The sequence below is a fragment of the Amycolatopsis acidiphila genome (genome assembly GCF_021391495.1).
Classification (GTDB): Bacteria; Actinomycetota; Actinomycetes; order Mycobacteriales; family Pseudonocardiaceae; genus Amycolatopsis_E; species Amycolatopsis_E acidiphila.
In genome coordinates this window covers 2,987,886-3,014,329 of the sequence record NZ_CP090063.1, presented here as the reverse complement: position 1 = coordinate 3,014,329, position 26,444 = coordinate 2,987,886, and the positions used below count along the sequence as shown (strand labels likewise).

Here is a 26,444-nt window from a genome sequence, read left to right as displayed (position 1 = left end):
GCGGCCCGCACCGTGGGTAGCCGGATGTCATGGCGCAGCACAGTCGGGGCAAGATCGAGACCGCGGTCCGGGTCGGTCTGGACAATCCGGACGACCTGTCACGGCATTACACGCCAGGCGTGGCGGAGCAGGCCCAGCGCGTGGCAGAGGATCCCGCCGCACTGCGCCGCGAGACGGTGAAGGCGAACTCGGTGGCCATCGTGTCCGATGGTTCGGCGCTGCTCGGGCTGGGCGACCAGGGGCCTGCCGCGGCCCTGCCGGTGATGGAGGGCAAGGCGGCTCTGCTCAAGCGGTTCGCCGACGTCGACGCGTGGCCGATCTGCCCGCTCAGCCGCGACCCGGAGGATCTCATCCGGACGGTGCGCGACCTCGCCACCTCGTTCGGCGCGATCAACCTGGAGGACATCGCCGCGCCGCGCTGCTTCGAGATCGAACGACGGCTGCGGGACGAGCTGGACGTGCCGGTCTTCCACGACGACCAGCACGGCATCGCGATCGTGGTGCTCGGCGCCCTGCACGGTGCGCTACGGCTCACCGAACGCAAGCCGGCGAACACCACCGTGGTGATCTCCGGCGCCGGTGCCGCGGGCAGCGCCATCGCCCGCCTGCTGCTCGAAGCCGGATACCGGGACGACGGGATCGTGGTGTGCGACAGCTCCGGCGTGCTGCATCCGGATCGCGATCTCGACGGCGAGAAGCGGTGGCTGGCCGAGCACGCGAACACCGGGCGCCGCAGCGGTGAGCTGCGCGACGCGCTCGAGGGCGCCGACGTGTTCGTCGGGGTCAGCGTGGGCGGCATCCTCGACGGCGCCGACCTCGCGCGGATGGCGGACCGGGCGATCGTGTTCGCACTGGCCAATCCCGAGCCCGAAGTCGATCCGCGCGCCGCGGCCGAGCACGCGGAGGTCGTCGCGACGGGCCGCAGCGACCATCCCAACCAGATCAACAACGTGCTCGCGTTCCCCGGCGTGTTCCGTGGCCTGCTCGACTCCGGGGCCCCCACCGTCACGACCGGGATCCAGCTGGCGGCCGCGGAGGCGCTCGCCGGTGTCGCCGCGGGGCAGCTGTCCGCGGAGCGGATCGTGCCCGGCGTCTTCGACGAAGAACTGGTGCCCGCCATGGCCCTCCGCGGTCGCCGGGGCCGGTTGACCCGCGGCCGAGGTCGCCGCGACCACGTGCGACTGGCCGAGCGCGGCAGAAGGCCGGCCGGCGGCCGCTGACTGTCCGCGTCGCGCGCCCCGCCAGGCTGCCGAGGTCAGTACTCACCTACCGAAATCCCGGTCTCTGCCAGTTCCGCCACGGGATGCGCGGGACAGCAGTGACTGCAGTACGACGAGCCCGCCGAGCACGAGCACGGTCACGCCCACCACCCGCAGTCCGGCGTCCGTGCCCGAGACGAACGCCGTCACGACGTCCTGGGCGCGGCCGGGGGTGGGCGCGGCGAGTGCCTGGGCCACGGTGTGCGGATCGCAACCGGAGCGGATGTCCGGTGGCAGCGCGGCGGCGAACCGTGCGGTGAGCACGCTGCCGATGACCGCGACACCGAGTGCGCTGCCGAACTCGCGGGTGGTCGCCTGCGGCCGGTGCCGACCCCGGCCTGGGCCGGCGGCAGCGAGCCCGCGATGACGCCGGAGAGCGTCGGCAGCGCCAGCGTCACCCCGGCTCCGGTCACGACGAGCCACGCGGCGTATCCGGGGTACGGCGTCTGCGTGTCGCTTGTGGACAGTCCGAGCAAACCGCCGCCGACGAACACGAACGCGAGGGCGATGGTGGCGTCGAGGCCGATTCGCTGTGAGAGACGCCCGACGTGTCGTGCGCCCAGGACGACCGGGACGGTCAGCGGGATGATCCCGAGGCCCGTCCACAGTACGCCGAATCCCTTGCCGTACTGCAGGAACGACGCGTTGACGTAGAACAGCGCGAACATGCCGAAGAACACCGCGGTCATGCCGAGACAGGCGCCGCGCAGGCCCGCGACCCGGAACAGCCGGGGATCGAGCAGCGGGTGTTCGGCCCGCAGCTCGACGAACGTCCACACCGCGAACAGCACGGCGGAGCAGGCGAACCCGGCGACCACCAGCACGCTGCCCCAGCCGGCCTCCGGGCCCTGCACGATGCCGAGCAGCAGCGCGACCGACGCGGCGACGAACAGCACCGCGCCGAGCGGGTCGAGGCGGCGGTCATGGCGCGGCGACACCGGCGCGAAGCGTCCGGCGAGCGCGGCGAGAACCAGCGAAACCGGGACTGTGGCGGCGAACAACCAGCGCCACGAACCGCCGGAGAGGACCGCCCCGCCGCCGGCGTTGCCGACGACCCCGCCGATACCGGTCATCGACGCCCAGGCCGCGATCGTCGCGCCCTTGCGTTCGGCGGGGACGGCGTGCAGCAGGACGGCGAGCGTGTTGGGCAGCACCGCGGCGGCGCCGACGCCCGTCACCGCCCGGCCGGCGAGCAGGAGAACGAGGTCCGGCGCGACCGCCGACATCAGCGCCCCCGCGGCGAACAGCGCCAGGCCGGTCAGCAGGACACCCTTGCGCCCGAACCGATCCCCCGCGGCCCCGCCGGGAATCACCAGGCAGGCGAAGAAGATCACATAGGTGTCGACGATCCAGACCAGTGCCGACGCGGACGGGTGCAGTGCGCTCGCGGCGAGCATCGGGACGGCGAGGTTGATCGCGGCGACCATCCCGACGACGAGCACGACGCAGGCGCACATGACCACGAGCAGGCCGCGCTGCGAGACGCTTGGAGCCGGGGCGCGGGTCAGGAGGTTGAATGGCATGGCGACGACGTTAGGGACGGCGACGGCCTCCGTTCCACGCAACTTTCACAAGAGGTCCTTGCGTATGATGCAACTATGCCCGAGCAGCTCGACCTCAACCTCCTGCGCGTGTTCGACGCGCTGCTCCAGGAAGGCAGCGTCACCGCGGCGTCCGAGCGGCTGCACCTGTCCATCCCGGCGACCAGCCGGGCGCTGGGCCGGCTCCGGCGGGCGATGGACGACCCGATTCTGGTGCGGGCCGGGCGCGGGCTGGCCCCGACACCGTTCGCGCTGCGGACCGCGCCGCGGGTGCGGTCGCTGCTCGACGAGGCGTCGGCACTGATCAGCGCCGACCGCCAGGTCACGATCGCCGAGCTGGAGCGCACCTTCACCATCCGCATCAACGACGGCGTGGCCGCGACCCTGGCGACGGCGGCGGTCGAAGCCACCGCCGCGGCCGCCCCGGGCGTGACGCTGCGGTTCGTCGCGGAGGGCAGCGAAAGCACCGAGGCCCTCCGCGACGGCTCGGTGGATCTCGACATCGGCGTCGGCGGCGTCACGGCTCCCGACATCCGGGCCGCTGTGCTGTACCGCGAACGACTGGTCGGGATCGTGCGCGCCGACAGCTCACTGGGCCGCCACCGCCGGCCGACCCTGGCGCAGCTGTGCCGCCATCCCCACGTCTCGGCCTCCCGCCGTGGCCGCGCGCGCGGGCCGCTCGACGACGCGCTCGCCGCCGCGGGCCTCCACCGTCACGTCGCCGCCGTCGTGCCCACCTTCGCCGTCGCCGCGCTGCTGGTCGCGTCGAGCCGTTACGTCGGACTCGTCCCGCAACGCCTGGCCGAGCAGTACGGCAGCACTCTCGGCATCCGCTGGTTTCCCGTCGCCGCGGACCTGCCGGACGTCGCGGTGCGGCTGCTCTGGCACGCCCGGCTCGATGCCGATCCGGCGCAACGCTGGCTGCGCGACACGATTCTCGAGGCGCTCCGCCCAGGTGAATGAGCGCGACAGGAATTCGGCTGCGCGGGCGGACGGGATCTGAAAGGCTCGGGCGGTGAAGATCCTGTTCGCCTCCGCGCCCGGGTACGGGCTCACGCTGCCGCTGATACCGCTGATCTGGGCGGCGCGGGCCGCCGGGCACGAGGTGCTGCTCGCGACCACGTCGGAGATGACCGAGGTCGGCGCGCGAGCCGGGCTGCCGGTCTACGACGTGTTCCCGCAGCGGGACGTGTGGAGCGACCTGATGTCCTCGATCACGTCGAAGGACGGCCCACGAGACGACCTGCCGGAGGAGTACCGGCTGGCAGGCCGGACCGGCAACCCGTTCGGGCTGTTCACCGTCACCATGACCGAGGGGACGATCGCGGCGGGCCGCGCGTTCGGTGCCGAGCTGGTCGTGTACACCTCCGACCACGCCGCGGGCATGCTCGCCGCCGCGGCGCTCGGTGCGCCCGCGCTGGAGGTCGGCAACCGGATCTCGTGGTCGGTGCGGGACGTGGACTGGCGCTCCGAGCACCACGTCTTCGGCGAGGACGAGATCAGCGACCTCATGCGGGACAAGCTCGGCATCGGCGCTGCCAGGGCGAAAACGATTGCGAGGATCGACCCGCGCGCACCCAGCATGGGCGGGCTCGCCGCCGGCGAGGAACAGTCCGACGAGCGCGACGGCGCGCCGTGGTGGCCGATGCGGTTCGTGCCCTACAACGGCGGCAGCGTGGTCCCGGAGTGGGCGCTGCAGCGCCCGGAGCGGCCCAGGATCGCGGTCACGCTCGGCACGGTCGTGCCGGCGATGACCGGGGTCAGCAACTTCACCGTCGTGGTCGAGGCGCTGGGCGGGATGGACGTCGACGTGGTGCTCGCCGCGGGCAGGACCGACCTGACCGATCTCGGCGAGCTGCCGCCCAACGTGCGCCCGGTCGGCTTCCTGCCGCTGTCGGTGTTCCTGCCGACCTGCTCGGCGATCGTGCACCACGGCGGATCCGGCACCACGGCGACGCCGCTGTTCTACGGGGTCCCGCAGCTCGTGCTGCCCTCCTTCGCCGACAACCCGCTCTCGGCGCAACGGGTCGCCGAGCGCGGTGTCGGCCTCTCGCACGACCCGGCCACCGTCGATGTCCCCACGGTCCGGGCCCTGGTCGGGCGGCTGCTTGCCGAGGACTCGTTCCGCACCGCTGCGCAGCAGGTCAGCGCCGGGATGGCCATCCAGCCGAGCCCGGTCAGCGTCCTGGAACGCGCGGTCGCCGCACTGGGCTGACCCCGCCGCCGCACACGCGCCGGCGGCAGCGGGTCGGCGCGGCGAAGCTCAGCGGCCCTTGCGGGTCAGGGCGTCGACGACCAGTCCCAGCCCGGCGCCGAGCATCCAGACGTCCTTCGCGAGCGCCACCCCCTGCTCGGTGGGACGCACGCTGCCGGGACGGCGCATACCGGGCGTGCGGAAGTACAGGCCGAGCAGCCCGGCCGAGAACGCGGCCAGGCCCGCACCGGCGGCGAGACTCGGCACGACCGGCAGCAGCAACGCCGCACCCAGCGTGATCTCACCGGCCGACAACAGCCGCACGAACTTCTCCGGGGCGATCTTCCCGGCCACGGGGTAGGTGCCCGCGGCGAACCCGTGCAGCCGGGCGGCGGTCTGCTGGTCGGCGACCCGCTTGTCGAGCCCCGAGTTGAGAATGAACGCACCGGTCACGATCCGGACCGGGAGGTGACTCGCCTCGATCGGAAGCTTCATGGCCTTCTCCGAAAACTGGTCGGGCACGCATTCGCACGTCGAATCCGCCACTGTAGCCGCGATTTCCGCTATGTCGAAAGGATCGGCGACTTCGGGACGAGCGGCCGGGGCGGCTCCTATGATCCGTTCAGCGCGGGAAATCGGGCCTCGCGGTGGGCCCGGCGAGTCGAGGAGGTCGGCGTGGACCTTGCGGACAGCGAGCCGGACGGGCGGGAGCTGGTGCGGCGGGCGGTCGCGCTGCGGCCGATGTTGCGTGCGCAGCAGGACGCGGCGGAGGCGCGCGGGCACTACGGCGAGGACGTGCACGACGCCCTGGTCGCCGCCGGCCTGTACCGGATCCTGACCCCGAAGCGCTACGGCGGCCTGGAACTGGACCTGTCCACCTACGCCCGGGTGGTCATCGAGATCTCGCGCGGTGACCCGTCGACCGGCTGGTGCTACAGCCTCGGCCACAACCACAACCTGACCACCGCCTCGCACTGGCCGGTCCGGGCGCAGGAGGAGGTGTTCACCCATCCCGCCGGATACTTCCGTGCCTCGCACAGTGTCGCGGGCGCCGTCGAGGCCGTCCCCGCCGACGACGGGTACCGGCTCACCGGGTCCTCGCCGTACCAGTCCGGGGTTCCCTACGCCACCTACGGCACGGTCAACGCCATCGTCAAGGACAGCGCCGGCCCGGACGGCGCACCCGAGATCATCTCGGCCATCGTGCCGCGCACGGAGTTCGAGGTGCTCGACGACTGGGGCGGCGAGCGCACCCTGGGCCTGCGCGGCAGCGGCTCGAACACGATCGTGCTCGAGGACGTGTTCGTGCCCGGGCACCTGACCTGCCGGTTCGACTGGATGGAGCACGACTACGACACCCCGTCCGCCGGCAACTCCCTGCACGGCAACCCGATGTACCTCGGCCCCGTCGCGTGTTTCTTCCACCTCGCGCTGGTCACCCCGATCATCGGGGCGGCCAGGGCGGCGCTGGACGAGTACGAGGACATCATCAGCACCCGGCCCATGCTGTTCCCGCCCTTCGGTCCCCGCCGGGACGACCCGCACCACCAGGCGGACCTGGGGATGGCCATGACGATGACCGACGCCGCCGAGGCCATCGTGCTGCGGGCCTGCGACGAGTACCTGGAGCACTGCACCGAACTTGTCGAGCGCGGAGTCCCCTTCACCATGGAGAAGGACGTGCGCCTGTACGGGATCGTCCAGCGGGCCGGCGAGCTCGCGAGCGAGGCCGTCGAGCTGCTGTACCGCTCCGCGGGCTCGTCGGCCGCCAAGGCCGGCCATCCGATGCAACGCTACTTCCGCGACGTCGCCATGTACCGCGGGCACATCTCCGCGCAGTACCAGTGGACGGCGGCGAAACTGGCCCAGGTCCACTTCGGGCTGCGCAAGAACCCCTACTGAGCGGAGATTTCCCAGCGCCCTACCGTCGTTTGCTGTCCAACGTGGACAGATAGTGCTCGAACCGGTCCAGGCTGGTGGCGAAGCCGGCCCGCGCCTGGGCGCTGCGGTAGGCCTCCGGCACGTTGGTCTGGTGGGTGACGACCTCGGTGCGGCCGTCGCCGAGGTCGGTGAACGTGACCCTCGTGCGCATGCCGCCCTGGACGTCGGCTTCGACCCACTCCAGCAGCGACGGGCGGCGGATCTCGCCGTACACCGCGCGCATCGTGTGCGTGCTGCCGTCGGCGTCGTTGACCATCGTGGTCTCGAACACTCCGCCGGGGCGCAGGTCCACGACGATGTTCTCGACCGGCGTGGTCATCCCGGCCGGCCCCCAGAAGTGCGCGAGGTGCTCCGGGTCGGTCATGCAGTCGAACAGCAGTTCCGGCGATGCGGCGTGCACCCGCCGGTAGGTCAGCTCGCCCGTGTCGGTCATTCCGCCTTCTCCTCGTCGTCCCGGGGCCGCAGCGCGGCCAAGTGCTCTGCCAGGCGGTCGTGCCGATCGGCCCAGACCCGGCGATGACGCTCGATCCACTCCGCCGCCGCGTCCAGGCGCACCGTCTCCAGCACGCACGGTCGCGACTGCGCCGCACGCGTGCGCGAAATCAGCCGCGCCTGCTCCAGCACCTTCAGATGCTTCGACACCGCTTGCTGCGTCATGTCGAACGGCTCCGCGAGCTGGTTCACCGTCGCCTCGCCGAGGGCCAGCCGCGCCAGGATCGCGCGCCGGGTGGGATCGGCCAGTGCCGAGAACACCAGGCTCAACTCGTCTTCGACAACCACCATGCGGGAAGCCTATCTACAACCAGAGCGTTGCACAACCTTTTGGTTGTTCACTCGCGCCCACCGCACGGCCGCACAGCGCCTGGCTCGAAGCACATGCCGAGCGGGGGCCTCGCGCGAGGAGGCCCGGCACACCCGGCACGGGCCGGTGCGACGTTACTGGATCAGGATCGCGGACCCCGGTACGTGACGGCCGCCGACGGTTGGCCGCATGCGACGATGCCGCGGCAGCTGGTCAGCGAGCGCACTTGATGCACGTGCGCGCGGCCGGGCGGGCGGCCAGCCTGCCGTCCGCGATCGGGCCGCCACAGCGCTCGCACTCCCCGTAGCTGCCCGCGCGCACCCGCTGCGTGGCGCGATCCAGGTCGGCCAGGTCGTCCTGCGCCTGCCGCAGCATGGCCAGCACCTGTGCCCGCTCGAAGGCGATCGTGGCGCCCTCCGGATCATGCTCGTCGTCATTGCTGGTGAACGCCGACGCCTCGACGATCGCGTCCCGCTGGCGCGTCAGGGCGTCGACCAACCGCAGGGTCTCCGCCCGCGCCCGCTCTATCGACTCGATCGCCGTGCGCTCGTCCACAGCAGTGTCAACGCGAATCGGCGAGCCGCGCATTCCGTCGTGGCGGTCAGGACACGATGCCGATCGGTTCGGGCGTGGCGGAGCCCGCGTCCAGCTCCTTCTCGCGCTCGCGGATGATCGGCAGCACGTGCCGGCCGAAGTGCTCGACGTCCTCGAGGTAGTGCAGGAAGCCCAGCAACAGCAGGTTCGCGCCGCGCCGCTTGTACTCGATCGCCCGGTCGGCGATCTGCTCGGGGGTGCCGATGAGACCGGTCCGGAACCCGTCGTTGTACTGCACCAGGTCGTGGAACTCCGAGTCGGCCCACATGCCCTTGCTGTCCGAAGTGGACCTGCCCGCCTGCGCGACCGCACTGCGGAAGCCCTCCACCGCGTCGGTGTTCGCCTTCGCGACGATCTCACGCAGGACGTCCTTCGCCTCGCTCTCCGAGTCCCGGGCGATCACGAAGCCGTTGAGCCCGAAGCGGACGGTGTGCTCGTTCTCCGCCGCGTAGCCGCGGACCTCCTCGACCTGCTCGGTGAAGCCGTCGAAGTCCTTGCCGTTGCTGAAGTACCAGTCCGAGACACGCCCGGCCAGCTTGCGGGCCGCGGTGGAGTTGCCGCCCTGGAAGATCTCGGGATGCGGGCGGCCCGGGGCGAGCTCGGGCTTGGGCTTGATGTCGAAGTCGTGGATCCGGTAGAAGTCGCCGCCGAACTCGGCGTGGTCGTCCGTCCACAGCCGCTTGAGCACGCGGATGAACTCCTCCGAGCGGCGGTAGCGTTCGTCGTGCTCGAGCCAGGGTTCGCCGAGCTTGGTGAACTCGTCCTTGAACCAGCCGCTCACCACGTTGACGGCGGCACGGCCACCGGAGAGGACGTCCGCGCTCGCGATGAACTTCGCCAGCACACCCGGATGCCACAGGCCGGGGTGGATCGCGGCGATGACCTTCAGCCGTTGCGTCGCGAGCAGCAGCGCGAGGCTGAACCCGGTGGACTCGTGCTGGTACGCGGCGCCGTAGCTGGCGGTGTAGCGGACCTGGCTCAGCGCGTACTCGAAACCGTTGTTCTCGGCCAGTACGGCCAGTTCCCTGTTGTAGTCGTAGCCCCAGTCCGTGCGCTGCTCGATGTCGCTGGTGACCAGGCCACCGCTCACGTTGGGCACCCAGTAGGCGAATTTCAGGGGTTCGTGGATCCAGGGGTTGTCCGGCATACCGCCGAGTAGAGCAACGGCTCCCGAGCGCGGTCAAAACCGTCCAGCATCTGAAACATCCGCACCACGCCGTGGCCGCGGATCAGGAGAACAGCGCGCTGTAGCCGTTGAGCGCGGGCTGGCCACCGAGATGGGCGTAGAGCACGGTGGAGTCGCGGCCGATCTCGCCCCGGCTCACCAGGTCGACCAGGCCCGCCATCGACTTGCCCTCGTACACCGGGTCGGTGATCATCCCCTCGGTGCGCGCGGCCAGCCGCATCGCGTCCAATGTGGACTCGTCGGGGATGCCGTACGTCCCGGCGTGGTAGCGCTCGTCCAGCTCGATCTCGTCGTCGCGCAGGTCCCGGTCCACGCCGATCTTCAACGCGGTCCGCCGGGCGATGCGGGCGATCTGCGCACGGGTCTCGCCTGGCTCGGCGGAGGCGTCGATGCCGAGCACGCGCCGGGCCCGCCCGTCCAGGGCGGCGAACCCGGCGATCATGCCGGCCTGGGTGCTGCCGGTCACCGAGCACACGACGACCGTGTCGAAGAAGACGTCCAGCTCGCGCTCCTGCTCGGCGACCTCGCGGGCCCAGCGGGCGAAGCCGAGCCCGCCGAGCGGATGGTCCGAGGCGCCGGCCGGGATGGCGTACGGCTTCCCGCCGCCCTCGGTGATCTCGCGCAGCGCCCGCTCCCAGCTCTCCTTGAAGCCGATGCCGAAGCCCGCCTCGACCAGCCGCACCTCCGCACCGGCGAGGCGGCTCAGCAGGATGTTCCCGACCTTGTCGTAGACCGCGTCGGGCCAGTCGACCCAGCTCTCCTGCACGAGCACGCAGTTGAGCCCGGCGCGCGCGGCGACGGCGGCGACCTGGCGGGTGTGGTTGGACTGCACGCCGCCGATCGACACCAGCGTGTCGCAGCCCTGGGCGAGCGCATCGGCGACGAGGTACTCCAGCTTGCGGGTCTTGTTGCCGCCGAAGGCGATCCCGGAGTTGCAATCCTCCCGCTTCGCCCAGACGGCGGCGCCGCCGAGGTGGGCGGTGAGGCGTTCGAGCGGGTGGACCGGCGAAGGGCCGAACAGCAGCGGGTAGCGCTGGAAGCTGTCGAGGGTCATGGGGCTCCGTTCGTCAGTCGGCGAGCTGTTCGAGCTCGTGCCAGATCTCGGTGGTGACCCGAACGGCCTCGTCCGCGGCACCGGCCCGGCACGCCTCGATGAGCCGCTCGTGCAGCGTCACCGAGTCCCGGGCGGCGGGGACGCTGAACCGCAGGCGCTCCAGGCGGCGGATCAGCGGGGTGTAGCGGCCGATGGTGGCGGCCACGGCGCGGTTGCCGCAGGCGCGGACCAGCACGTCGTGCAGCTCGTCGTCCGCGTCGAGCGCCGCGTCGGCGTCGGCCGCGCGGACCGCGGCGGCGAAGCGCCGGTTGGCCTCGGTCATGGCGGTCAGCTGCTCGGCGGTGAGCAGGGGAACGGCTGTCCGCGCGGCGAGCTCGTGCATCGCGCGCACGACGGCTGCGGCGTCGCGCACCTCGGCGGCGTCGATCGGGGTGACCCGGGTGTGGCTCTGCGGCTTGGTCTTCACGAGCCCTTCGTCGGCGAGCCGGGCGAGCGCGTCGCGCACGGGGGCGCGGGAGAGCCCGAGCTGCTCGGCGAGCTGGGCATCGCGTACGACGGTGCCGGGCGGGATGTCCCCGCGCACGATGGCCTCGCGGATCAGCCGGTGGGCGGTGTCACGCAGGAGCGGACGTCCGACAGGTTCGAGCACAACTGACATGTTAGATGTCAGCTGCGGGAAGTCAAGGTCTGCGGCCGAGCGCAGCCAGGGTGCGCGTCCTCAGCCGCCGGAGCGGTTCGAGTAGTCGTGCGTCTCGGCGATCTCGCCGTCCTTCTTGCGCACGACGTGCGTCACCCCGCGGTCCATCGCCATCCGGCGGCCCTCCGCCTGCGCCTCGGCCTTGGTGTCGCTCGTGTTCGAAGCGCGGCTGTTGCCCTCGACCTGGTTCTTCCATCGGCCGTCCCGGTAGAGCGTCTCGACGTCACCCTTCGCGGTCTGCGGGGTAGCGGGCGCATACGTCGCGTACAGGGCCGGGTCCGGCTTCGGCGCCGTCGCCGGGCCGCCGAGGGGCTGGGGGTTCCATCAGATAGTCGAGCTCCCGCGTCCAGCCGCCCTTGTCGCCGTCCTGCCCGTCGGACAGGTGCCAGATGGTGTGGTTGTGGTCCTGGTTCTCCTCGTCGAACAACGCGCTCGGGGCCACCTCGGTCTCCGGTCCGTCGGTTTCGAGTTCGCCTCCGCCGCCGCGTTCGCCCGGAAGTCCGCCAGCAGGTTCCCGCCGGCCACGATGTACTTCCCGTTCCACGGCGTGCCGTTGCTGCCCTGAGTACCGCCGCCATCACGGATCCTTCACCGGACTCCGCCGTCGCCGTCGCGCCCTCCAGCGACCGCGCCACCATCCTCGCGAGCATCTCCACGTGCCGATCTCCTCGGTGGCCCTGCCCATGACCAAGTCCTTGGAATGCCCGGTTACTGCCCGGCCAACCACGGGAAAGGCGCGCATCCGGAACCCCGGATGCGCGCCTCGCGGCAGCGCTCTCAGCTGACGGCCGGACCGGACTGCGAGGTGCCGGACAGCTCCTTCAGGAACTCGTGACACTGCTTCGCCCGCGCCGAGTCCTCCTCCATCACCCGCCGGAAGAAGTCGGCGATGTCCTTGCGTCCGGCGTTGTCCGCGTCGCGGACGTACTGGCCGTAGTCGTGCCCGGCCTTGAGTGCGTGGTACTGCACCGAGATCAGGTCGAAGCTGACGTCGTCGAAACCGGTTTCTCCGGTCGCCATGGTGTTCTCCCCTTTCGTCGAGCGGAAGCTGACGGCCGGGAGGTACCCACTCGCACCCCCCGCACACGCCCGGCTACGGCTCGGTCTGCCCGGCGAGGAAAGCGACGACCTCCGACAGGTCGCCGCGGCGGGCGAACGCCGCCCGTTGCCGGGCCGCTCCCCCGCCGTCGGCGAGCACCTTGCCCACGGTCTGCTCGGCGAACTCCTTGGCACCGTCGCGCAACTGCGGCCGCACCTCGTCGAACAGCCCCCGCAACGTCTCGTGCGCCGGGCGGAGCGTGCGGGTCAGCGGGTCGGCGCACCGGCCTCCGAGCCCGTCCCGCGCGGCCCGCCACAGGTCGGCCCGCAGGACCTCCTGGGGCACGGGCTCCGCCGCCTCCCCGGCGGCGATCCGGCTGCGGGCCGACGCCGCGAGCCCCTGCACGAGCACGGCGAGCAGGGCGGCTTCCTCCGCCGTCACCGCGACGTCGCACACCCGGACCTCCACGGTCGGATGGCGCGGCGACAGCCGGATGTCCCAGTAGAGGTTCGCCGCGTCGAGCACGGCGCCCGACTCGGCCAGCTCCCCCACCAGGCTCTCGTAGTGCGCCACGGACTCGACGTACGGCGGCGGGCCGCCCGAGGGCCAGCGGGACATCGACAGGTACCGCCAGCTCGCGTACCCGGTGTCCGCGCCGTCGGCGAACGGCGAGTTCGCGCTGAGCGCCAGCAGGACCGGCAGCCACGGCCGCAGGTGGTTGAGCACCTCGACGCCCACCGAGGCGTCCGGGACGCCGACGTGGACGTGACAGCCGCAGACGTTCACCGTGTCCATCAGGCCGCGGAAGTGGTCCGCGATCCGGCGGTAGCGCTCCCCCGGGGTCAGCCGGGCGGTGTCCTCGACCGGCGAGGTGCCGCTGGCCAGCAGCCGCAGGCCACGCGCGCGGGCGCCGTCGACCAGCTGGGCGCGCTGGGCCCGCAGGTGCTCCAGCAGCTCGTCGGCCTGCTCGCACACCGGCGTCACCGACTCGACCTGGCAGGTCACCATCTCCGGCTGCAGCTCCTCGGGCGAGTCGCGCAGAACGGCCGGCGCCGCGGCCGCCGGTCTGCCGTCGGCGTCCACGAGGAGGAACTCCTCCTCGACGCCGAAGGTGTGCTCCTCGCTCATGCCGCCTCCGGTCCCAGCACAGCCTCCGCGATCGCGTCCGCGTCCCGCCGGAACGGGCTGTCCTGGCCCGGCCGCCCCGTGCCGACCTGCGTGAACCATCGCGTGTTCTGGGTGACCACGCCCAGGGCGTAGAGGTCCGGATCCGGCTCGCCGTCCGCGCCGAGGACGTGGAACGGGGCGTCGGTGACGGCGAGACCGCCGGTGGCGAAGCGCTCGCCGGTGCCGGGGTCGGTGTTGACGTACTCGCTGATCATGCCGTCGGCGAGCAGCTGCCGCAGCAGGGGATCCCGCTCGCGGTGCAGGTCGGGGGCGGGCGCCCGGGCGTCGAGCAGTACCCGCGCCTCCCGCCGGGAACCGGCGACGACCGGCGACTCGACGAGGAAACAGCCCTCGCCCCGGCCGTAGCAGGCCTGCGGGCCCACCACGTCCACGATCCCGGCGTCCACAAGGGACGCCAGCTGTGCGCCGTGCTCGGCAGGCGGTCCCGCCGAGAGCAGGAAGTTCATCGGCGCGAAGCGGGTCAGGAAGTCCTCGTGCGACTTGGGCAGCAGGCCGCCGAAGTCGACGATCCCGGGCAGCGCGGGCCGTAGCGTCCGCATCATCTCCAAAGCCGCCTTGACCGGGCTGCCCTCCGGACCGAGCAGCGCGGACTCGACGTCCTGGGTCAGGACTTCCAGCAGGCGCCGGCGAAACGCCGCGGGATCGGCGAAGGTGCTGCCGGCGAAGGGCTGGGCGAGCAGGTCCGCCCGCAGCGCGGGCACGTCGCCGAGGCCGTACGCCGCGAGCACCTTGTCCTTGCGGCGGACGTCGATCCCGGTCTGCGCGTCGACGATCCCGCCGAAGGCCGCGGTGAACTCGCGCGCGGCCTGGTCGCCGTCGCGCAACCGCACGGTGCAGCGGTAGTAGGCGTGCTCGACCTCCGCCCACAGCAACGGCTCGACCTCCGCGGCGAAGTCGAGCTTCGGTGTGCCGCGCTCGGCACGGGCCCGCTCGCGCAGCCGCTCGACCCGCTCGTCGGTGAGGACCACCGGCCGCGGGGCCAGTTCCGGCTCGTGCACCTGGGCCCGCGCCAGAAACGGCAGCCCGCTGCGGGACCCGGCGACGATCCGCGGCTCCCGCCCGCCGGCCAGGTACCGCAGCCGGCCTCCGGAGTCCCGTTCGAACCGGCCGCCGCGCCCGATCGTGAGCGAGCGCACGACGTCGTAGAAGGTCAGGCCGAGCCCGCGCACCGCGACGGTGGCTCCGGCGGGGATGGTGTCCAGGGGCTGCTCGGCGGCGATCCCGCGGCCGAGGTAGCGCAGCCCGGGGTGCCGGTCGGCGTGCCGCTGGAACGCCAGCTCCTCCTCGGTGGGTTCGAGCGCGCTGTGCCCTGTCGTCAGTACGGCTTTGTCGACGTGCAGGTCGGGGCCGCCGTCGTCGACGCGCAGGCGCAGGCCGTGCACGGCGCGGAACAGCCCGATCGCGCGGCCGAGGATCGGGCGGATCCGCACGCCTTCGGGTGCGAGAGCGCAGAGCTGCTTGAAGAACTCGTGCAGGTAGGCCCCGTAGCGGGCCCGGCCGGGGTACTCGTCCGGAGCCAGCGCGGGCCCGGCCGGGTCGCCGGCGGACCAGTGGCTCAGCGCGTACGGCCCGTCGCCGTCGAGCAGGGGGTTGTCCGGGGAGTGGGCGGTGAGTTCGCTCGCCGTCGCGTTCGCCGCGAGCCACAGTGGCTGGCCCGACCGCCACACCCGCCCGGATCCGTGCTCGTCGGTGTCCACCGCCCAGATCGTCACCGGGTTCGCACCGCCGCGGGCCCGGAGCCGGAGGATCAGTCGCTCCAGGACCGAAAGACCTCGTGGCCCCAGGCCGATGATCGCGACGGACAGCGGGCCGGAGGATCTCATGCGCGAGGGAGTACCAAGATTTCCCCGCGGCAAACCCGGCTCAGCCGCCGCGGTTCCCGCCCGGCCCGGCCTCTTCGTCGCCCCTGCGCCCGGTGGTCCGGACCCAGGACGTCCTCCTCGCTCAGCGCTCGTCCGGGTCCGACCACGGAGGCTGTTCCTGCGCGAGCTCCACGTACTGGTCGACCTGCTGCGGGGTGGGGTCCACCCCGGCCTCGTCGGCGAACTCCTCCGGGTCGGTGGTCTGGGCCACGCCGTTGTCCGTCATGCTGCTTCGCCACCTCTGCTGGGTCCGGTCGATCGGCCAGGGGCTACCACCGGCGGCGGGAGGCAAACCGCCTCGTCGCGCCGGGCGGCTTGCGGGGAATGTGCTCGACTGGGCTGTTCGGCGGCCGGTTCGAGGCCGATCCCGGCGAGGCCGGTCCCCCGCCCGGGTACACTTCGGGCTTGATCGTCCCGCCCCAGGCCACAGGAGGTAGCACCATGGGCCAGCCGAGGTCCCGCTACTCCCTGTCCCGCATCGACCCGTTCAGCCTGTGCGCGATCATCCCCGCGCTGGCCCTGGCCGGCCTGTGCGGGGTGAGCGGGTTCATCCCGGGTGCGATCGCCATGGCCGTGCTGGCGCTGCTGATCGTGGCGGTGGAGGTGTGGGTGCACCGGCGCGAGCCGACCCCGCCCCCGGCCGCGCGTCGTGCCCCGGCCGACGCCCGGCGTGCTCCGGCCGCGCCGCCCGCGGGGCAGCCCGCCCCGCGGCAGGAGCCGGCGAGGCAGCAGCAGCCCCCGGTGCGGCGGCAGGCGCCGCCTCCGCCGCGGCGCAACCCGGCGGCCGCACCGCCCCCGCCGCCGCGGCGGCAGCAGCCACCGCCCCGGCCGCGGATGCGCTGAGCGGAAGAGCCGGGCCCGGCTACGCGACTGCGACGAACCTCACCGCGTCCGCTCGACCAGCCGCCGGTGGTGTGGTCCGCGTGCACGGTGGACACACGGTGGACATCTGTCCGTTGCGGACGACCGACAGCCGGGACGGTCGATGTGTACGTCTCCGCCCTGCTCAAGCCCACGGACGAGGAGTGCGCGGCACAGGCCGCCGACTGGGCCGCGAAGGGCGCGACGAAGGTCAAGCTCGCCGCGGGCAAGGGCGTCGAGGCGGACCTCGCGACCTTCGACGCCGTCGCGGCCGCCGCCCCGGCGATGAAGATCGCCGTCGACGCGCACCGGGCCTACCGGATCGGGGAGGCCGTCGAGCTGGGCCAGGAGCTGGGCCGGCGCGGCGCGTTGTTCTTCGAGGCACCGCTCGTGCCCGAGGACGTCGCCGGGCACCAGGAGCTGGCCGCCCGGATCACCACCCCGGTGGCCGTCGGCGAGGCGATGCGCAACCGCTACGAGTTCGCCGACTGGCTCGGCCGCCGGGCGCTGCGGCTCGCGCAGCCCGACGTCGCCCGCACCGGCATCACCGAGGCGATGTCCATCGTGGACATCGCGTCCGCGTACCACGTCCCGGTGGTGTGCCACCATTCGGTCGGCCTCGGGGTCTCCCTCGCCGCGGGCATCCACGTTTCGGCGGCCGGCGCCGACACACCGTACTTCGAGTACCAGCCGGACCCGTCCCCGTCGCGCAGACCATCCTGCGCACCCCGCTCACGGCAGGCCCGGCCGGCTTCGGGCTGCCCACCGGGCCGGGCCTCGGCATCGAGGTCGACGCCGACCTGGTCACCACCCTCGCGAAGGAGAGCTGACACCGTGCCGGACACGCCCACCGGGCTCATCCCCATCCTGGCGACCCCGTTCACGGCCGGCGGCGAGCTGGACCCCGCCTCGCTGCGGTCGCTGGTCGAGTCCCAGCTGTCCGCGGGCGCCGACGGGCCCGCGGTCTTCGGGATGGCCGGCGAGGGTTTCGCTCTCACCACGGCCGAACGCGCCAAGATCCTGCGTGAGGTCCGCACGGTGGCCGGGCCCGGGGTGCCGGTGATCGCCGGGGTCAACGGCACCAGCACGGTGACCGCGCTCGAACAGGCGCACGCGGCGGCCACCGGCGGCGCCGACCAGGTCATGGTGCTGCCGCCGTTCCTGGCCAAGCCGGGGCCGGGCCAGGTCGTCGAGTTCTTCGCCGAGGTCGCGGACAAGGCCGGGGTGCCGGTGATGATCCAGAACGCCCCGAGCGTCACCGGTGTCCCGATCGACGTCGCCGCCGTGTCGGCGCTCGCGGGCGTCGGGGGCATCACGTCGATCAAGGTCGAGGCACCGCCGACCCCGGCCAAGGTGGCCGCGGTGCGCGGCACCGGGCTCACGGTGCTCGGCGGGCAGAACGCGCAGGCGCTGATCGAGGAGTACGACAACGGCGCCGTGGGCACCATGCCGGCATGCGAGTTCACCGACCTCTTGCGCGGCATCCTCGACGACCTCGCGGCCGGCCGCCGGGCCGAGGCGCGCGCGGCGTTCACCCGCATGCTCCCGCTCATCCACCTCGGGGTACGGCCCGGCCAGGCGTGGGCGGTGCACAAGGAGGTGCTGCGCCGCCGCGGGATCATCGGCTCGGCCGCGGTGCGGCTGCCCGCGCGGCCGCTGGAGCCGGTGACGGCGAAGGCGCTCGACGAGGTGCTGGACGAGCTGGCGCTGCCGTCGTGGCGCGGGGGCCCGCGGTGAGCCGGACCGTACTGGTGATCGGCGGCGGCTCCGCGATCGGGATCGCCATCGCGGAGGCCTTCGCGGGTGAGCTGGTGCTCGCCGCCGCGGCGCAGCCGGTCGCCGCCGCCACAGGGGCGACGGACGAGCAATGGCGCGCGGCGATCGCGAACACGCTCGACGCTGCATGCTACCCGGCGCGCGCCGCGCTCCGGGTGATGCCCCGCGGCGGCGCGACCGTCGCGGTCACCTCGGTGAACGGTTTCCTCGCCGCGCCCGGCCTGCCCGGCTACGCGGCGGCCAAGTCCGGACTGGACGGTCTGGTGCGCCAGCTGGCGCTGGAGTACGGCCCGAAAGGGGTGCGGGTCAACGCGGTCGCGCCGGGCATGATCGGGTCCGCGGACCTCCCGGGCGTCACCGAGGGCTATCCCCTGGGCCGCACCGGAACTCCACGGGAGGTCGCCGACGCGGTCGCGTTCCTCGCGTCCCCGCGCGCGTCTTTCGTCACCGGCGCCGTGCTGCCCGTCGACGGCGGCCTGTCGATCGCCTCCCCCGCCGCGTTCCTGCGGCCGGACCTGCGTGCGAGGTTCCTGGGATGACACCGGAAGTGCTGTGCATCGGTGAGACCATGGTGCTCGTGACGCCGGTGGAGCCGGGACCGCTCGCCGAGGCGGACCTCTTCCGGCTCGACGTCGGGGGCGCGGAGTCGACGGTCGCGTTGTACCTGCGCGACCTCGGGCACCACAGCGCCTGGGCCGGCCGGGTGGGCGACGACCCGCTGGGACGGCGGCTGGTGGACGCGATCGCCGGGCACGGCGTCGACGTGCGGTGGGTGCGCGTGGACCAGGATGCGCCGACCGGTGTGTACTTCAAGGACCCCGGCGCGGGCGGCACCCGCGTGCACTACTACCGGGCGGGCTCGGCGGCGTCCCGGCTCTCGCCCGGCGACCTGGCGGAAATGCCCATCGGCGACGCGAAGCTGGTGCACCTGAGCGGGATCACACCCGCTTTGTCCGCCTCCTGCCGCGCGCTCGTTGAAGCGGCACTCGACCGCGACGGGCCGGTCTCGTTCGACGTGAACCACCGGCCCGCGCTGTGGTCCGCCGCGGCGGCGGGACCGGTGCTGCTGGAGCTGGCGAACCGGGCGGACATCGTCTTCGTCGGCCAGGACGAGGCGCAGACGCTGTGGGACGCCGCGACGCCGGAGGAGGTCCGGAAGCTGATCAGCTCGGCGCGGCTGGTGGTCAAGGACGGGGCCGATGGCGCCACCGAGTTCGACGGTCCACAGCGGACATTCGCGCCCGCGCCGCCCGTCGACGTGGTGGAGGTCGTGGGCGCCGGTGACGCGTTCGCCGCCGGGTACCTCTCTGGTGTCCTGCGCGGCCTCGACCCCGCCACCTGCCTGCGCGACGGGCACCGGGTCGCTGCCAGGGCGCTCGGCGGCACCGGCGACTTCGTCCCGGGAGGCGCGCTGTGAACGACTGGTTCACCGAGGCCTTCGCGGGCCAGACCCTGATGGCGATCCTGCGTGGGTACGACGCCGCCCGGACCGTCGAGCTGGCGCGCACGGCCTGGGAGCTGGGCGTGCGCGGTGTCGAGGTGCCGGTGCAGGACGAGAGCGCGGTCGCCGCGCTGGAGGCCGCCACCGCGGTCGCCGACGGACGGCCGGTGGGCGCGGGCACCGTCACCACCCCGGACCGGCTCCGGGCCGCCGTCCGCGCGGGCGCCGCCTTCACGGTCGCGCCGGGCCTCGACCCGGAGCTGGCGGTGGCCAGCGCTGAGGCCGGCTTGCCGCACCTGCCGGGCGTCGCCACCGCGAGCGACGTGCAGCGGGCGCAGCGGCTCGGCCTGCGCTGGCTCAAGGCGTTCCCCGCCTCGGTGCTGGGCACCGGCTGGTTCGCCGCGATGCGCGGCCCGTTCCCCGAAGCCCGGTTCGTCGCCACCGGCGGGGATGACCGCCGCGAACGCCGGGAGCTATCTGGAGGCCGGGGCCTCGGTCGTGGCCCTCGGGTCGGCGCTGACCGGTTTCATGCCGCCCCGAACAGGCGGCGGCTGACCAGGGCCAGGATCGCCAGCAGCAGCACCGCGAACCCGGCGAGCGCCACCTGGAGCGACACCAGCTGGGTCGCCAGGCCCAGCGCCAGCACGGGCACGGCCAGTCCGACGTAGGCCGCGAGGAACAGCCCCGCCAGCGCCTCGCCGCGCCCGGCGGGCGGGGCGACCGACAGCACGATGCTGACCGAGCCCTTGAACGCCGCGCCCGCGCCGCCCCCGGCGAGCACCCCGCCGGCGAGGAACAACACCAGGCTCGGCAGCTGCACCGCGATCGTCAGCAGGACGACGCCGACGACCAGCAGGGTCAGCCCGTACCCCAGCTGCCGGCGCAACCCCGCGCGGGCGAACAGGATCTGGGCGAGCGCCCCGGCGGCGAACACCGCGAAGGACGTGACCCCGGCCAGCGCGTGCGAGTGCTCGTGCAGGACGTTGGCCAGGAACGCCGGGGCGAGCGAGGTGAACAGCCCGAACACCGCGAACTCGGCCAGTGCGGCGGCGCCCGCGGCGTAGAACCGGCCGCGGGCCGGGCGCGGCACCGAAATCCGCTGCGGCCGGTACCGCACGCGCCTCGCCTCGACCGTCTCCGGCGCGAGCCCGATGGCGACGGCGCCGATCAGCATCAGCGCCTGGAACACGAGGTAGGGCACGTGCAACGGGTCGCCCGCGTACTGGGCGAGCAGCCCCGAGACGAGCGGGCCGAGGCCGATCCCGCCCAGGTTCGCCGCCGTGGCGACGAGGTCCGCGCGGGCACGGGAGGCGTCCGGGCGGGCCGCCAGGTGCAGCTCGGTCAGGTGCGCGGTGGCCGTCGCGGTGAGCATGCCGATGCTGATGCCGGACACGAACCGCGCCACCAGCAACGCCGGCACCGACGACCAGCTCAGGAAGATCACCGCCGCGAGCACGTTGACCAGCACCGCGGGCACCAGCACGCGCCGCCGCCCCGGCCCAGTCCGACACGTGGCCGGCGAGGAACAGGCTCGCGACCACCCCGGCCGCGTACGCGGCGAAGACCAGGGTCACCGTGAACGGCCCGAACCCGTCCTTGGCCTGGTAGAGCACGTAGAGCGGCGCGGGCGCGGCCGAGAACGCCATGGTCACCGCGAAGGTGCAGGCCACCAGCCAGAAACCCCGGCCGTGCGGCCGGGAGCCCAGCACCGGCGTGCTCGCGCGGGTGACCGCTGTCGTCGTCACTGAAGATCCCTTCTGTCCCCGTTTCCACACTTCACTCTCCGCGTCCCGATCGATCACGTCCAACGAATGTTTCCGCATGCTGCTATCACTGGAATAGATTGATGAGATGGAGCTGCGACAGCTGGAGTACTTCGTCGCGGTGGCCGAGGAGCTGAGCTTCACCAAGGCGTCGCGGCGGCTGCGCGTCGTGCAGTCCGGGGTCTCGACGGCGATCCGCGCGCTCGAACGGGAGGTCGGCGCGGCGCTGTTCGACCGGGACAGCCGGCACGTGGCGCTGACGGACGCGGGGTCCGCGATGCTGCCGAGCGCCCGCGCCACGCTCGCGGCGGCCCGCGCGGCCTCCGACGCGGTCCAGCAGCAGTCCGGCGAGCTGCACGGCTCGGTCGTGATGGGCAGCATGCTCTCGACATCGGGCATCGACGTGGCCGGCGTGCTCGGCCGCTTCCACCGCGCGAACCCGGCGGTGCGGGTTCGCGTGCTGTACTCGCCGTCCGGCTCGCGGGGGCACGTCCACGCGCTGCTCGACGGCACGATCGACGTGGCTCTCGCGTCCTTCCCGCGCAGGCCGCCTGCCGGGCTCACGGTGGAGGTGCTGACCGAGGAGCGGCTGCGGCTGGTGTGCGGGCCGGGTCATCCGCTCGCGGGCGCCACCGGGGTGCGGCTCGACGACCTCGCCGAGGTGATCTTCGTGGACTTCCCCGAGGGCTGGGGCACCCGCGATGTCGCCGATATCGCGTTCGACCGGCTGGGCTACCACCGGTCGGTCCCACTGGAGATACCCGACTACGCCACGTCGGCCGCGCTGATCCGGCAGGGCCACGTCGCCGCCTTCCTGCCCGGCACCGTGGCCGCGAGCTTCACCGACCTGGTCGTCGTCCCCGTCCTCGGCGAACCCTTGAGCTGGAACGTCTCCCTGGCCGGCTCCGCGTCGCGGCCACTGTCGCGGCCCGCGCTGGCCCTGATGGCCGAGCTGCGGCGATCGGTCAGGGGCTGAGCTTTTCCCGCGCCCGGCGAGATCCTCCTCGGCGGGCACCCGGCGTACCAGCGCGCTGTGTCCATTTCGGACGGTACAGCGTTGCCTTTAATTGTTTATCGGAGTGCCTGTCGAGGCTTTTCCTGATCGATCCCAAATGAGTTTGGTAAAAGTCTCAACCAGCGGAACAAGCGCTAGGCTGGCCGTGTGGCGAAGCTGCGGATCACCGATCTGGCGAGGATGGCCGGCGTCTCCGTGCAACAGGTCCGCAACTACGTCGAGCTGGGCGTGCTGCCGCCGGTCGAGCGCACGGCCAGCGGATACCGGTTGTTCACCGAGACGCACGCCGAGGCGCTGCTGATCGTGCGGCAGCTCGCCGAGGGACACGGCTGGGAGCGCACCCGCGTGATCATGCGGGCCGTGCACGCCGGGGACCTGGAGACGGTGCTGAAGACGGTCGACGCGAGCCATGCCGAGCTGAGCCGGGAGCGCGCGGACATCGCCCGCGTGCTCGGGGCGTTCGAAACCGTCGGCACGCCCCCGGTCGTGCCGCGGCAGCGGCGCCCGCTGCGGATCGGCGAGGTCGCGGACGCCGTCGGGGTGCGCACCCCGGTGCTGCGCGTGTGGGAACAGCGCGGCCTGCTCCGGCCCGAGCGCGAGCACAGCACCGGCTACCGCGTGTACGGCCCGGCGGAGCTGCGGAAGGCCGAGGTGGTCGCGTTGCTGCGGCGCGGGAACTACCCGTTCCCGACCGTGCGCGCGGTGCTCGACGAGCTGGGCCCGCAGGGCCGTCCCGAGCGGGTCCGGGCGGAGCTGGCCAAACGCGAGCAGGAGCTGAACCGGCGCAGTCTGCGGCGGTTGCGCGCGTCAGCGGCGCTGTCGGCCTACCTCGATCACTGAGTGCGCAGGGTGGGCCAGAACTGCGCCCACGGTTTCGTCCGGCCGGTCTCCAGCCACATCAGCCCGTCGACGAGGGTGGTGGTCCGCGAGAAGTACGGCGAGAGCAGCTTCGGATCGAACCCGGCGAACAGGACGTTGTCGACGTCCTCCGGCGGTGGGCCGAAGTACCAGTACGCGCGATGGCCGCTGTAGACGGGAATGCCCTGGTACTCGGCGGCGGACGCGAACGGGTAGATCTCGGCGTAGACCGCCGTGTGGGCGCGCACCTCGGGCGGCAGCGACGCGTAGCTGCCCGCGATCAGCTGCCCGAGCTGCTCGACCGGGCGCTCCCCCTGCGCGAAGGCCGCGCCGATGGTGAACGGTCCCCAGGACGTGGGCAGCTTGTCCACAGTGGACAACGGGTACACCGGCAGCGCCACCAGCGCCGTCACGGCCGAGAGCGCGAACGCGGGCCAGACGAACTTCCACCGCGCGAACCGGTAGCGCGCCAGCTCGGTGGCCGCGGCCGCGAAGGGCACCGCGAACAAGCCGAACACGTAGTTCGCCCGGCCCTGCAGGAGCAGGAACGCCACGATCGCCGCGACGGTGGCGAGCCCGAGGAACCGGCAGTCGCGCAGCCTCGGCGACCGCAGCAGCGACCACAGTCCGAACAGGAAGGCGAGCACCCCGACGCCGATGCCGGCCGAGAGCAGCCCGTCCCGCAGGAAACCCCAGTACCCCGGCGACTCCGCCGCGACGACCTGGCTCATCCGGGTGTAGGCCCAGTCGTGGCGGGCCTGCCAGACGAGCGTCGGCACGGTGGCCGCGACCGCCGCCAGCGCCCCCTGCCAGAGCGCCGGACGGCGCAGCAGCTCCCGCGGGCCGAGCAGCAGCGCGCTGAGCAGGACGAGCACCCAGAACGCCGGGATCAGGAACTTGACCTCCAGCGAGACCGCCGTCACCACCCCGGCCCAGAACAGCGGCCGGTCGCTGTCCCGACGGCGGACCCAGCGCACCAGCAGCCACGCGACCAGCGTCCACAACACCGGGTCGAGCGAGTAGGTCGCGAGCCAGTGGCTGATCGTGATCGTGCCCGACATCGCGTAGAACGCCGCCGCCATCGCCTGCGCGCCGCGACGGCCGCCGAGCTCACGGGCGATGAGCGCGGTGAGCACGATCCCGCCGACCGCGGCGAGGGTCACCGGCAGCCGCAGCGCGAGCAGCGAGCCCGGGAACAGCCGGTCCAGTCCCGCGGCCAGCATGGGCACCAGTGGTGGCTGGTCGAAGTACCCCCAGGCCGGATGGTTCCGCCCGGCCATCACGAAGTAGGTCTCGTCGAACCCGTGCCCGTACCGGGTGCTCGTCCACAGCAACAGCCCCCCGGCCACCGCCGCGATGGCGAGCACCGGCAACCGCGCGAACCGCGGCAGCGTCTCGGAAGTGGTCATGTGTTCCAGGACAGCGCAGGAGCGGTGCCGCGCGGCAGGGCGATCCGTCGTCGACCGGGGCGACGAAAGTGGACACCGCGCCCGGGATCCGCAACTTTCGTCGATTTCCGCGCGGTCGCGGCGTCCCTTACCGTGACGGGAATGCGGGCGAGCAGGCGTGACATGGTCATCCTCACAGTGCTCGCACTGCTGTTCGCCGCACTGGACCTGACCCTGTACGAGGCCGGGTCGGAGCACCACGCCGGGATCGTGCCGCTGCTCGTGGGCGACCTTTCCCTGCTGCTGGTCCTGCGCACGCCACGGCTGGTCGCGTGGTACTTCATCGCCGTCTCGCTCGCGATCCTCGCCTCCGACGAGCTCGCCCCCGGCCTGCTCTCCCCCGTGCACCCGCTGACGCTGATGACCGTCCCGCCCGCGGTCGCCGTCGTCAGCGGCAACCTCGTGCGCACCCTGCGAAGACCGGAAGCGCTGCTGTACATCGGAGTTCTCGCGGTGCTCGCGTCCCGGCCGTGGGAGCCGCGGTGGGACACCCTCCCGTTCGGACTGCTCGCGACGATCACCCCGGCCGCGCTGAGCCTCTACACCGTCGCCCGCAAGCAACTGCTGCAGTCGCTGCGGGACCGGGCCGAGCGCGCGGAGCGGGAACAGCGGCTGATCGCCGGCCAGGCTCGCGCGGAGGAGCGGCGGCGGCTGGCCGCGGAGATGCACGACGTGGTGACCCACCGGCTGAGCCTGATGGTGCTGCACGCGGGCGCGCTCGGGGTGTCCACGAAGGACCCGGGGGTTTCCTCGGCGGCGGAGGACATCCGCACCGCCGGCGCCGAGGCCCTGCGCGAGCTGCGTGACCTGGTCGGCGTGCTGCAGGGGGACGGGGAGGGCGAAGGGCGGACCCGGGAACCCGCTCCCGCGCCGGACCCGGGCACGCTGGTCACCGAGTCCGAGGCGGCCGGCATGCGGATCGACTACGTGGTGGACGGCGCGGCGGGAACGGTGTCGCCGACCGTCGGCCGGACCGCCTACCGGGTGCTGCAGGAGGCGCTGACCAACGTGCGCAAGCACGCGCCGGGCGCGTGGGTGCGGGTCGAGCTGAGCTACACCGGCGACGGGGTGCACCTGCGGGTCGAGAACGGCGCCGCGACGCGGGAGCCGGACCCGGCGCTCGCGCCCACCGGCGGCGGGGCCGGGCTGCTGGGCCTGCGGCAGCGGGTGGACCTCGTGGGCGGGCGGCTGCGCGCCGCACCCGAACCCGGCGGCGGGTTCCGGGTGGATGCCATACTCCCGGCGTACGTTCCCACGGCAGGAAGCGCAGGGCATGATCCGGGTGGTCGTCGTCGATGACGAGCCCATGGTGTGCGCGCACCTGCGCACCATCCTCGGCTCGGCCGAGGACATCGAGGTGGTCGCGCAGGCGCAGGACGGCGCCGAAGCGGTTGAAGCCGTGGTGCGCCACCGCCCGCATGTGGTGCTGATGGACCTGCGGATGCCCGGCGTGGACGGGCTCACCGCGACCGAGCGGATCACGAGGCTGCCCGGCCCGCCCGCCGTGGTCGCGCTGACCACCTTCGACGCCGACACCTACGTCGTGCGGGCGCTGCGCGCCGGGGCGGCGGGCTTCCTGGTGAAGTCGACGCCGCCGGAGGACCTGATCAACCTCGTCCGGGTCGCGGCCGACGGGCACACCGTGCTCTCCCCCGACGCGGCCCGCCGCCTCGTCGCGACCTCGGCCGACGGGGACGAGCGCGCCCGCCGCGCCCGCGAGCTGGTCTCGGCCCTGACCGGACGCGAGCGCGAGGTCCTGGCGGGTCTGGGCGAAGGCCGCTCGAACGCCGACATCGCCCACCGGCTGCACCTGTCGGAGGCGACGGTGAAGAGCTACGTGTCCCGGATGCTCACGAAGCTCGGCTGCACCAACCGCACCCAGGCGGGCCTGCTGGCCCACGAAGCGGGCCTCGCGGCGTCGTGAT

Annotated in this window: 25 protein-coding genes and 3 pseudogenes; 13 read left to right on the top strand and 15 right to left on the bottom strand. The window is 72.9% G+C overall.

Annotated features, from left to right (window positions below; translation table 11 throughout):
- Positions 1 to 29: 29 nt before the first annotated feature.
- Entirely contained in the window at positions 30 to 1,220 is a 1,191-nt protein-coding gene (locus LWP59_RS14615; protein WP_144634444.1) for an NAD(P)-dependent malic enzyme, read from the top strand.
- A gap of 42 nt (positions 1,221 to 1,262) precedes the next feature.
- Here LWP59_RS14615 and LWP59_RS14610 read toward each other — a convergent pair.
- Positions 1,263 to 2,716 (bottom strand): annotated as a pseudogene (locus LWP59_RS14610) (MFS transporter).
- Between the two features lie 141 nt (positions 2,717 to 2,857).
- Here LWP59_RS14610 and LWP59_RS14605 point away from each other — a divergent pair.
- Entirely contained in the window at positions 2,858 to 3,763 is a 906-nt protein-coding gene (locus LWP59_RS14605) for a LysR family transcriptional regulator (RefSeq protein WP_144634441.1), read from the top strand.
- Between the two features lie 52 nt (positions 3,764 to 3,815).
- Positions 3,816 to 5,015 carry a nucleotide disphospho-sugar-binding domain-containing protein gene (locus tag LWP59_RS14600; protein ID WP_186383077.1) on the top strand — a complete coding sequence of 400 codons (1,200 nt, stop codon included), beginning with the start codon at positions 3,816 to 3,818 and terminating at the stop codon, positions 5,013 to 5,015.
- A gap of 48 nt (positions 5,016 to 5,063) precedes the next feature.
- Here the strand turns inward: LWP59_RS14600 and LWP59_RS14595 are convergent, their stop codons facing one another.
- The gene (locus LWP59_RS14595; RefSeq protein WP_144634438.1) at positions 5,064 to 5,489 is read right to left on the bottom strand and encodes a hypothetical protein; all 426 of its coding nucleotides are present in this window, start codon (positions 5,487 to 5,489) and stop codon (positions 5,064 to 5,066) included.
- Between the two features lie 180 nt (positions 5,490 to 5,669).
- Between LWP59_RS14595 and LWP59_RS14590 the strand changes: the two genes are divergently transcribed.
- The gene (locus LWP59_RS14590; RefSeq protein ID WP_144634435.1) at positions 5,670 to 6,896 is read left to right on the top strand and encodes an acyl-CoA dehydrogenase family protein; all 1,227 of its coding nucleotides are present in this window, start codon (positions 5,670 to 5,672) and stop codon (positions 6,894 to 6,896) included.
- Positions 6,897 to 6,915: 19 nt separating this feature from the next.
- Here LWP59_RS14590 and LWP59_RS14585 read toward each other — a convergent pair whose 3' ends face one another.
- From LWP59_RS14585 to LWP59_RS14535, 11 genes and pseudogenes are all read right to left on the bottom strand, one after another.
- Positions 6,916 to 7,368: an SRPBCC family protein gene (locus LWP59_RS14585; protein WP_144634432.1), complete on the bottom strand. Its 453-nt coding sequence runs from the start codon at positions 7,366 to 7,368 to the stop codon at positions 6,916 to 6,918.
- The gene (locus LWP59_RS14580) at positions 7,365 to 7,718 is read right to left on the bottom strand and encodes an ArsR/SmtB family transcription factor (protein ID WP_144634429.1); all 354 of its coding nucleotides are present in this window, start codon (positions 7,716 to 7,718) and stop codon (positions 7,365 to 7,367) included. Before LWP59_RS14580 ends, LWP59_RS14585 begins: the two co-directional genes overlap by 4 nt.
- A 232-nt stretch (positions 7,719 to 7,950) precedes the next feature.
- The gene (locus LWP59_RS14575; RefSeq protein WP_229857410.1) at positions 7,951 to 8,292 is read right to left on the bottom strand and encodes a TraR/DksA family transcriptional regulator; all 342 of its coding nucleotides are present in this window, start codon (positions 8,290 to 8,292) and stop codon (positions 7,951 to 7,953) included.
- Between the two features lie 46 nt (positions 8,293 to 8,338).
- Complete coding sequence (gene sfnG / locus LWP59_RS14570) at positions 8,339 to 9,478, bottom strand: dimethylsulfone monooxygenase SfnG (protein ID WP_144634423.1); 1,140 nt, start codon at positions 9,476 to 9,478, stop codon at positions 8,339 to 8,341.
- Between the two features lie 82 nt (positions 9,479 to 9,560).
- On the bottom strand, positions 9,561 to 10,571 hold the full coding sequence (locus tag LWP59_RS14565) for a 1-aminocyclopropane-1-carboxylate deaminase (RefSeq protein ID WP_144634420.1): 1,011 nt from the start codon (positions 10,569 to 10,571) through the stop codon (positions 9,561 to 9,563).
- Between the two features lie 13 nt (positions 10,572 to 10,584).
- The gene (locus LWP59_RS14560; protein ID WP_373299420.1) at positions 10,585 to 11,220 is read right to left on the bottom strand and encodes a GntR family transcriptional regulator; all 636 of its coding nucleotides are present in this window, start codon (positions 11,218 to 11,220) and stop codon (positions 10,585 to 10,587) included.
- Between the two features lie 69 nt (positions 11,221 to 11,289).
- Positions 11,290 to 11,980: pseudogene (locus tag LWP59_RS14555) on the bottom strand (manganese catalase family protein); the annotation flags it as partial.
- 65 nt (positions 11,981 to 12,045) lie between these two features.
- Positions 12,046 to 12,288 carry an acyl carrier protein gene (locus LWP59_RS14550; RefSeq protein ID WP_144634414.1) on the bottom strand — a complete coding sequence of 81 codons (243 nt, stop codon included), beginning with the start codon at positions 12,286 to 12,288 and terminating at the stop codon, positions 12,046 to 12,048.
- A gap of 73 nt (positions 12,289 to 12,361) precedes the next feature.
- Positions 12,362 to 13,435, bottom strand: a complete 1,074-nt coding sequence (locus LWP59_RS14545) for a carboxylate-amine ligase (RefSeq protein ID WP_144634411.1) — start codon at positions 13,433 to 13,435, stop codon at positions 12,362 to 12,364.
- On the bottom strand, positions 13,432 to 15,318 hold the full coding sequence (locus LWP59_RS14540; protein ID WP_144634408.1) for an FAD/NAD(P)-binding protein: 1,887 nt from the start codon (positions 15,316 to 15,318) through the stop codon (positions 13,432 to 13,434). Before LWP59_RS14540 ends, LWP59_RS14545 begins: the two co-directional genes overlap by 4 nt.
- Before the next feature lie 121 nt (positions 15,319 to 15,439).
- Positions 15,440 to 15,583 (bottom strand): hypothetical protein, encoded by a 144-nt coding sequence (locus LWP59_RS14535; protein ID WP_186383076.1) that lies wholly within the window; start codon positions 15,581 to 15,583, stop codon positions 15,440 to 15,442.
- A gap of 215 nt (positions 15,584 to 15,798) precedes the next feature.
- Here LWP59_RS14535 and LWP59_RS14530 point away from each other — a divergent pair, with 215 nt between their 5' ends.
- The 5 genes and pseudogenes from LWP59_RS14530 to LWP59_RS40990 all read left to right on the top strand — a co-directional run.
- The gene (locus LWP59_RS14530; RefSeq protein ID WP_186383075.1) at positions 15,799 to 16,200 is read left to right on the top strand and encodes a hypothetical protein; all 402 of its coding nucleotides are present in this window, start codon (positions 15,799 to 15,801) and stop codon (positions 16,198 to 16,200) included.
- A gap of 144 nt (positions 16,201 to 16,344) precedes the next feature.
- Positions 16,345 to 17,955 (top strand): dihydrodipicolinate synthase family protein, encoded by a 1,611-nt coding sequence (locus LWP59_RS14525; protein WP_229857409.1) that lies wholly within the window; start codon positions 16,345 to 16,347, stop codon positions 17,953 to 17,955.
- Entirely contained in the window at positions 17,952 to 18,533 is a 582-nt protein-coding gene (locus LWP59_RS14520) for an SDR family oxidoreductase (protein ID WP_144634402.1), read from the top strand. The genes LWP59_RS14525 and LWP59_RS14520 overlap by 4 nt, the downstream gene beginning before the upstream one ends.
- Positions 18,530 to 19,411 (top strand): sugar kinase, encoded by an 882-nt coding sequence (locus LWP59_RS14515; RefSeq protein ID WP_144634399.1) that lies wholly within the window; start codon positions 18,530 to 18,532, stop codon positions 19,409 to 19,411. The genes LWP59_RS14520 and LWP59_RS14515 overlap by 4 nt, the downstream gene beginning before the upstream one ends.
- A gap of 38 nt (positions 19,412 to 19,449) precedes the next feature.
- Positions 19,450 to 19,839: pseudogene (locus LWP59_RS40990) on the top strand (bifunctional 4-hydroxy-2-oxoglutarate aldolase/2-dehydro-3-deoxy-phosphogluconate aldolase); the annotation flags it as partial.
- Between the two features lie 122 nt (positions 19,840 to 19,961).
- On the opposite strand, the gene LWP59_RS40985 reads toward LWP59_RS40990, so the two are convergent.
- On the bottom strand, positions 19,962 to 20,918 hold the full coding sequence (locus LWP59_RS40985; protein WP_373299419.1) for an MFS transporter: 957 nt from the start codon (positions 20,916 to 20,918) through the stop codon (positions 19,962 to 19,964).
- A gap of 368 nt (positions 20,919 to 21,286) precedes the next feature.
- Here LWP59_RS40985 and LWP59_RS14500 point away from each other — a divergent pair, with 368 nt between their 5' ends.
- Positions 21,287 to 22,174, top strand: coding sequence for a LysR family transcriptional regulator (locus tag LWP59_RS14500; RefSeq protein ID WP_229857407.1), 888 nt, complete (start codon positions 21,287 to 21,289; stop codon positions 22,172 to 22,174).
- A 186-nt stretch (positions 22,175 to 22,360) separates the two neighbouring features.
- Positions 22,361 to 23,053, top strand: a complete 693-nt coding sequence (locus LWP59_RS14495) for a MerR family transcriptional regulator (protein WP_222425439.1) — start codon at positions 22,361 to 22,363, stop codon at positions 23,051 to 23,053.
- Here LWP59_RS14495 and LWP59_RS14490 read toward each other — a convergent pair.
- Positions 23,047 to 24,480 (bottom strand): ArnT family glycosyltransferase, encoded by a 1,434-nt coding sequence (locus LWP59_RS14490; RefSeq protein ID WP_144634393.1) that lies wholly within the window; start codon positions 24,478 to 24,480, stop codon positions 23,047 to 23,049. The genes LWP59_RS14495 and LWP59_RS14490 overlap by 7 nt on opposite strands.
- Positions 24,481 to 24,621: 141 nt before the next feature.
- Here LWP59_RS14490 and LWP59_RS14485 point away from each other — a divergent pair, with 141 nt between their 5' ends.
- Positions 24,622 to 25,818 carry a sensor histidine kinase gene (locus LWP59_RS14485; protein WP_144634390.1) on the top strand — a complete coding sequence of 399 codons (1,197 nt, stop codon included), beginning with the start codon at positions 24,622 to 24,624 and terminating at the stop codon, positions 25,816 to 25,818.
- Positions 25,793 to 26,443, top strand: coding sequence for a response regulator transcription factor (locus LWP59_RS14480; protein WP_144634387.1), 651 nt, complete (start codon positions 25,793 to 25,795; stop codon positions 26,441 to 26,443). Before LWP59_RS14485 ends, LWP59_RS14480 begins: the two co-directional genes overlap by 26 nt.
- Position 26,444 lies beyond the last annotated feature (1 nt).

Coding starts and splice junctions, on each gene's coding strand:
- LWP59_RS14565 (WP_144634420.1), bottom strand. CDS start 10,571: ATGACCCTCGACAGCTTCCAGCGCTACCCGCTGCTGTTCGGCCCTTCG.
- LWP59_RS14490 (WP_144634393.1), bottom strand. CDS start 24,480: ATGACCACTTCCGAGACGCTGCCGCGGTTCGCGCGGTTGCCGGTGCTC.
- LWP59_RS14615 (WP_144634444.1), top strand. CDS start 30: ATGGCGCAGCACAGTCGGGGCAAGATCGAGACCGCGGTCCGGGTCGGT.
- LWP59_RS14585 (WP_144634432.1), bottom strand. CDS start 7,368: ATGACCGACACGGGCGAGCTGACCTACCGGCGGGTGCACGCCGCATCG.
- LWP59_RS14485 (WP_144634390.1), top strand. CDS start 24,622: ATGCGGGCGAGCAGGCGTGACATGGTCATCCTCACAGTGCTCGCACTG.
- LWP59_RS14595 (WP_144634438.1), bottom strand. CDS start 5,489: ATGAAGCTTCCGATCGAGGCGAGTCACCTCCCGGTCCGGATCGTGACC.
- LWP59_RS14515 (WP_144634399.1), top strand. CDS start 18,530: ATGACACCGGAAGTGCTGTGCATCGGTGAGACCATGGTGCTCGTGACG.
- LWP59_RS14500 (WP_229857407.1), top strand. CDS start 21,287: ATGGAGCTGCGACAGCTGGAGTACTTCGTCGCGGTGGCCGAGGAGCTG.
- LWP59_RS14580 (WP_144634429.1), bottom strand. CDS start 7,718: ATGGTGGTTGTCGAAGACGAGTTGAGCCTGGTGTTCTCGGCACTGGCC.
- LWP59_RS14480 (WP_144634387.1), top strand. CDS start 25,793: ATGATCCGGGTGGTCGTCGTCGATGACGAGCCCATGGTGTGCGCGCAC.
- sfnG (WP_144634423.1), bottom strand. CDS start 9,478: ATGCCGGACAACCCCTGGATCCACGAACCCCTGAAATTCGCCTACTGG.
- LWP59_RS14605 (WP_144634441.1), top strand. CDS start 2,858: ATGCCCGAGCAGCTCGACCTCAACCTCCTGCGCGTGTTCGACGCGCTG.
- LWP59_RS14530 (WP_186383075.1), top strand. CDS start 15,799: ATGGGCCAGCCGAGGTCCCGCTACTCCCTGTCCCGCATCGACCCGTTC.
- LWP59_RS14550 (WP_144634414.1), bottom strand. CDS start 12,288: ATGGCGACCGGAGAAACCGGTTTCGACGACGTCAGCTTCGACCTGATC.
- LWP59_RS14535 (WP_186383076.1), bottom strand. CDS start 15,583: ATGACGGACAACGGCGTGGCCCAGACCACCGACCCGGAGGAGTTCGCC.
- LWP59_RS14540 (WP_144634408.1), bottom strand. CDS start 15,318: ATGAGATCCTCCGGCCCGCTGTCCGTCGCGATCATCGGCCTGGGGCCA.
- LWP59_RS14545 (WP_144634411.1), bottom strand. CDS start 13,435: ATGAGCGAGGAGCACACCTTCGGCGTCGAGGAGGAGTTCCTCCTCGTG.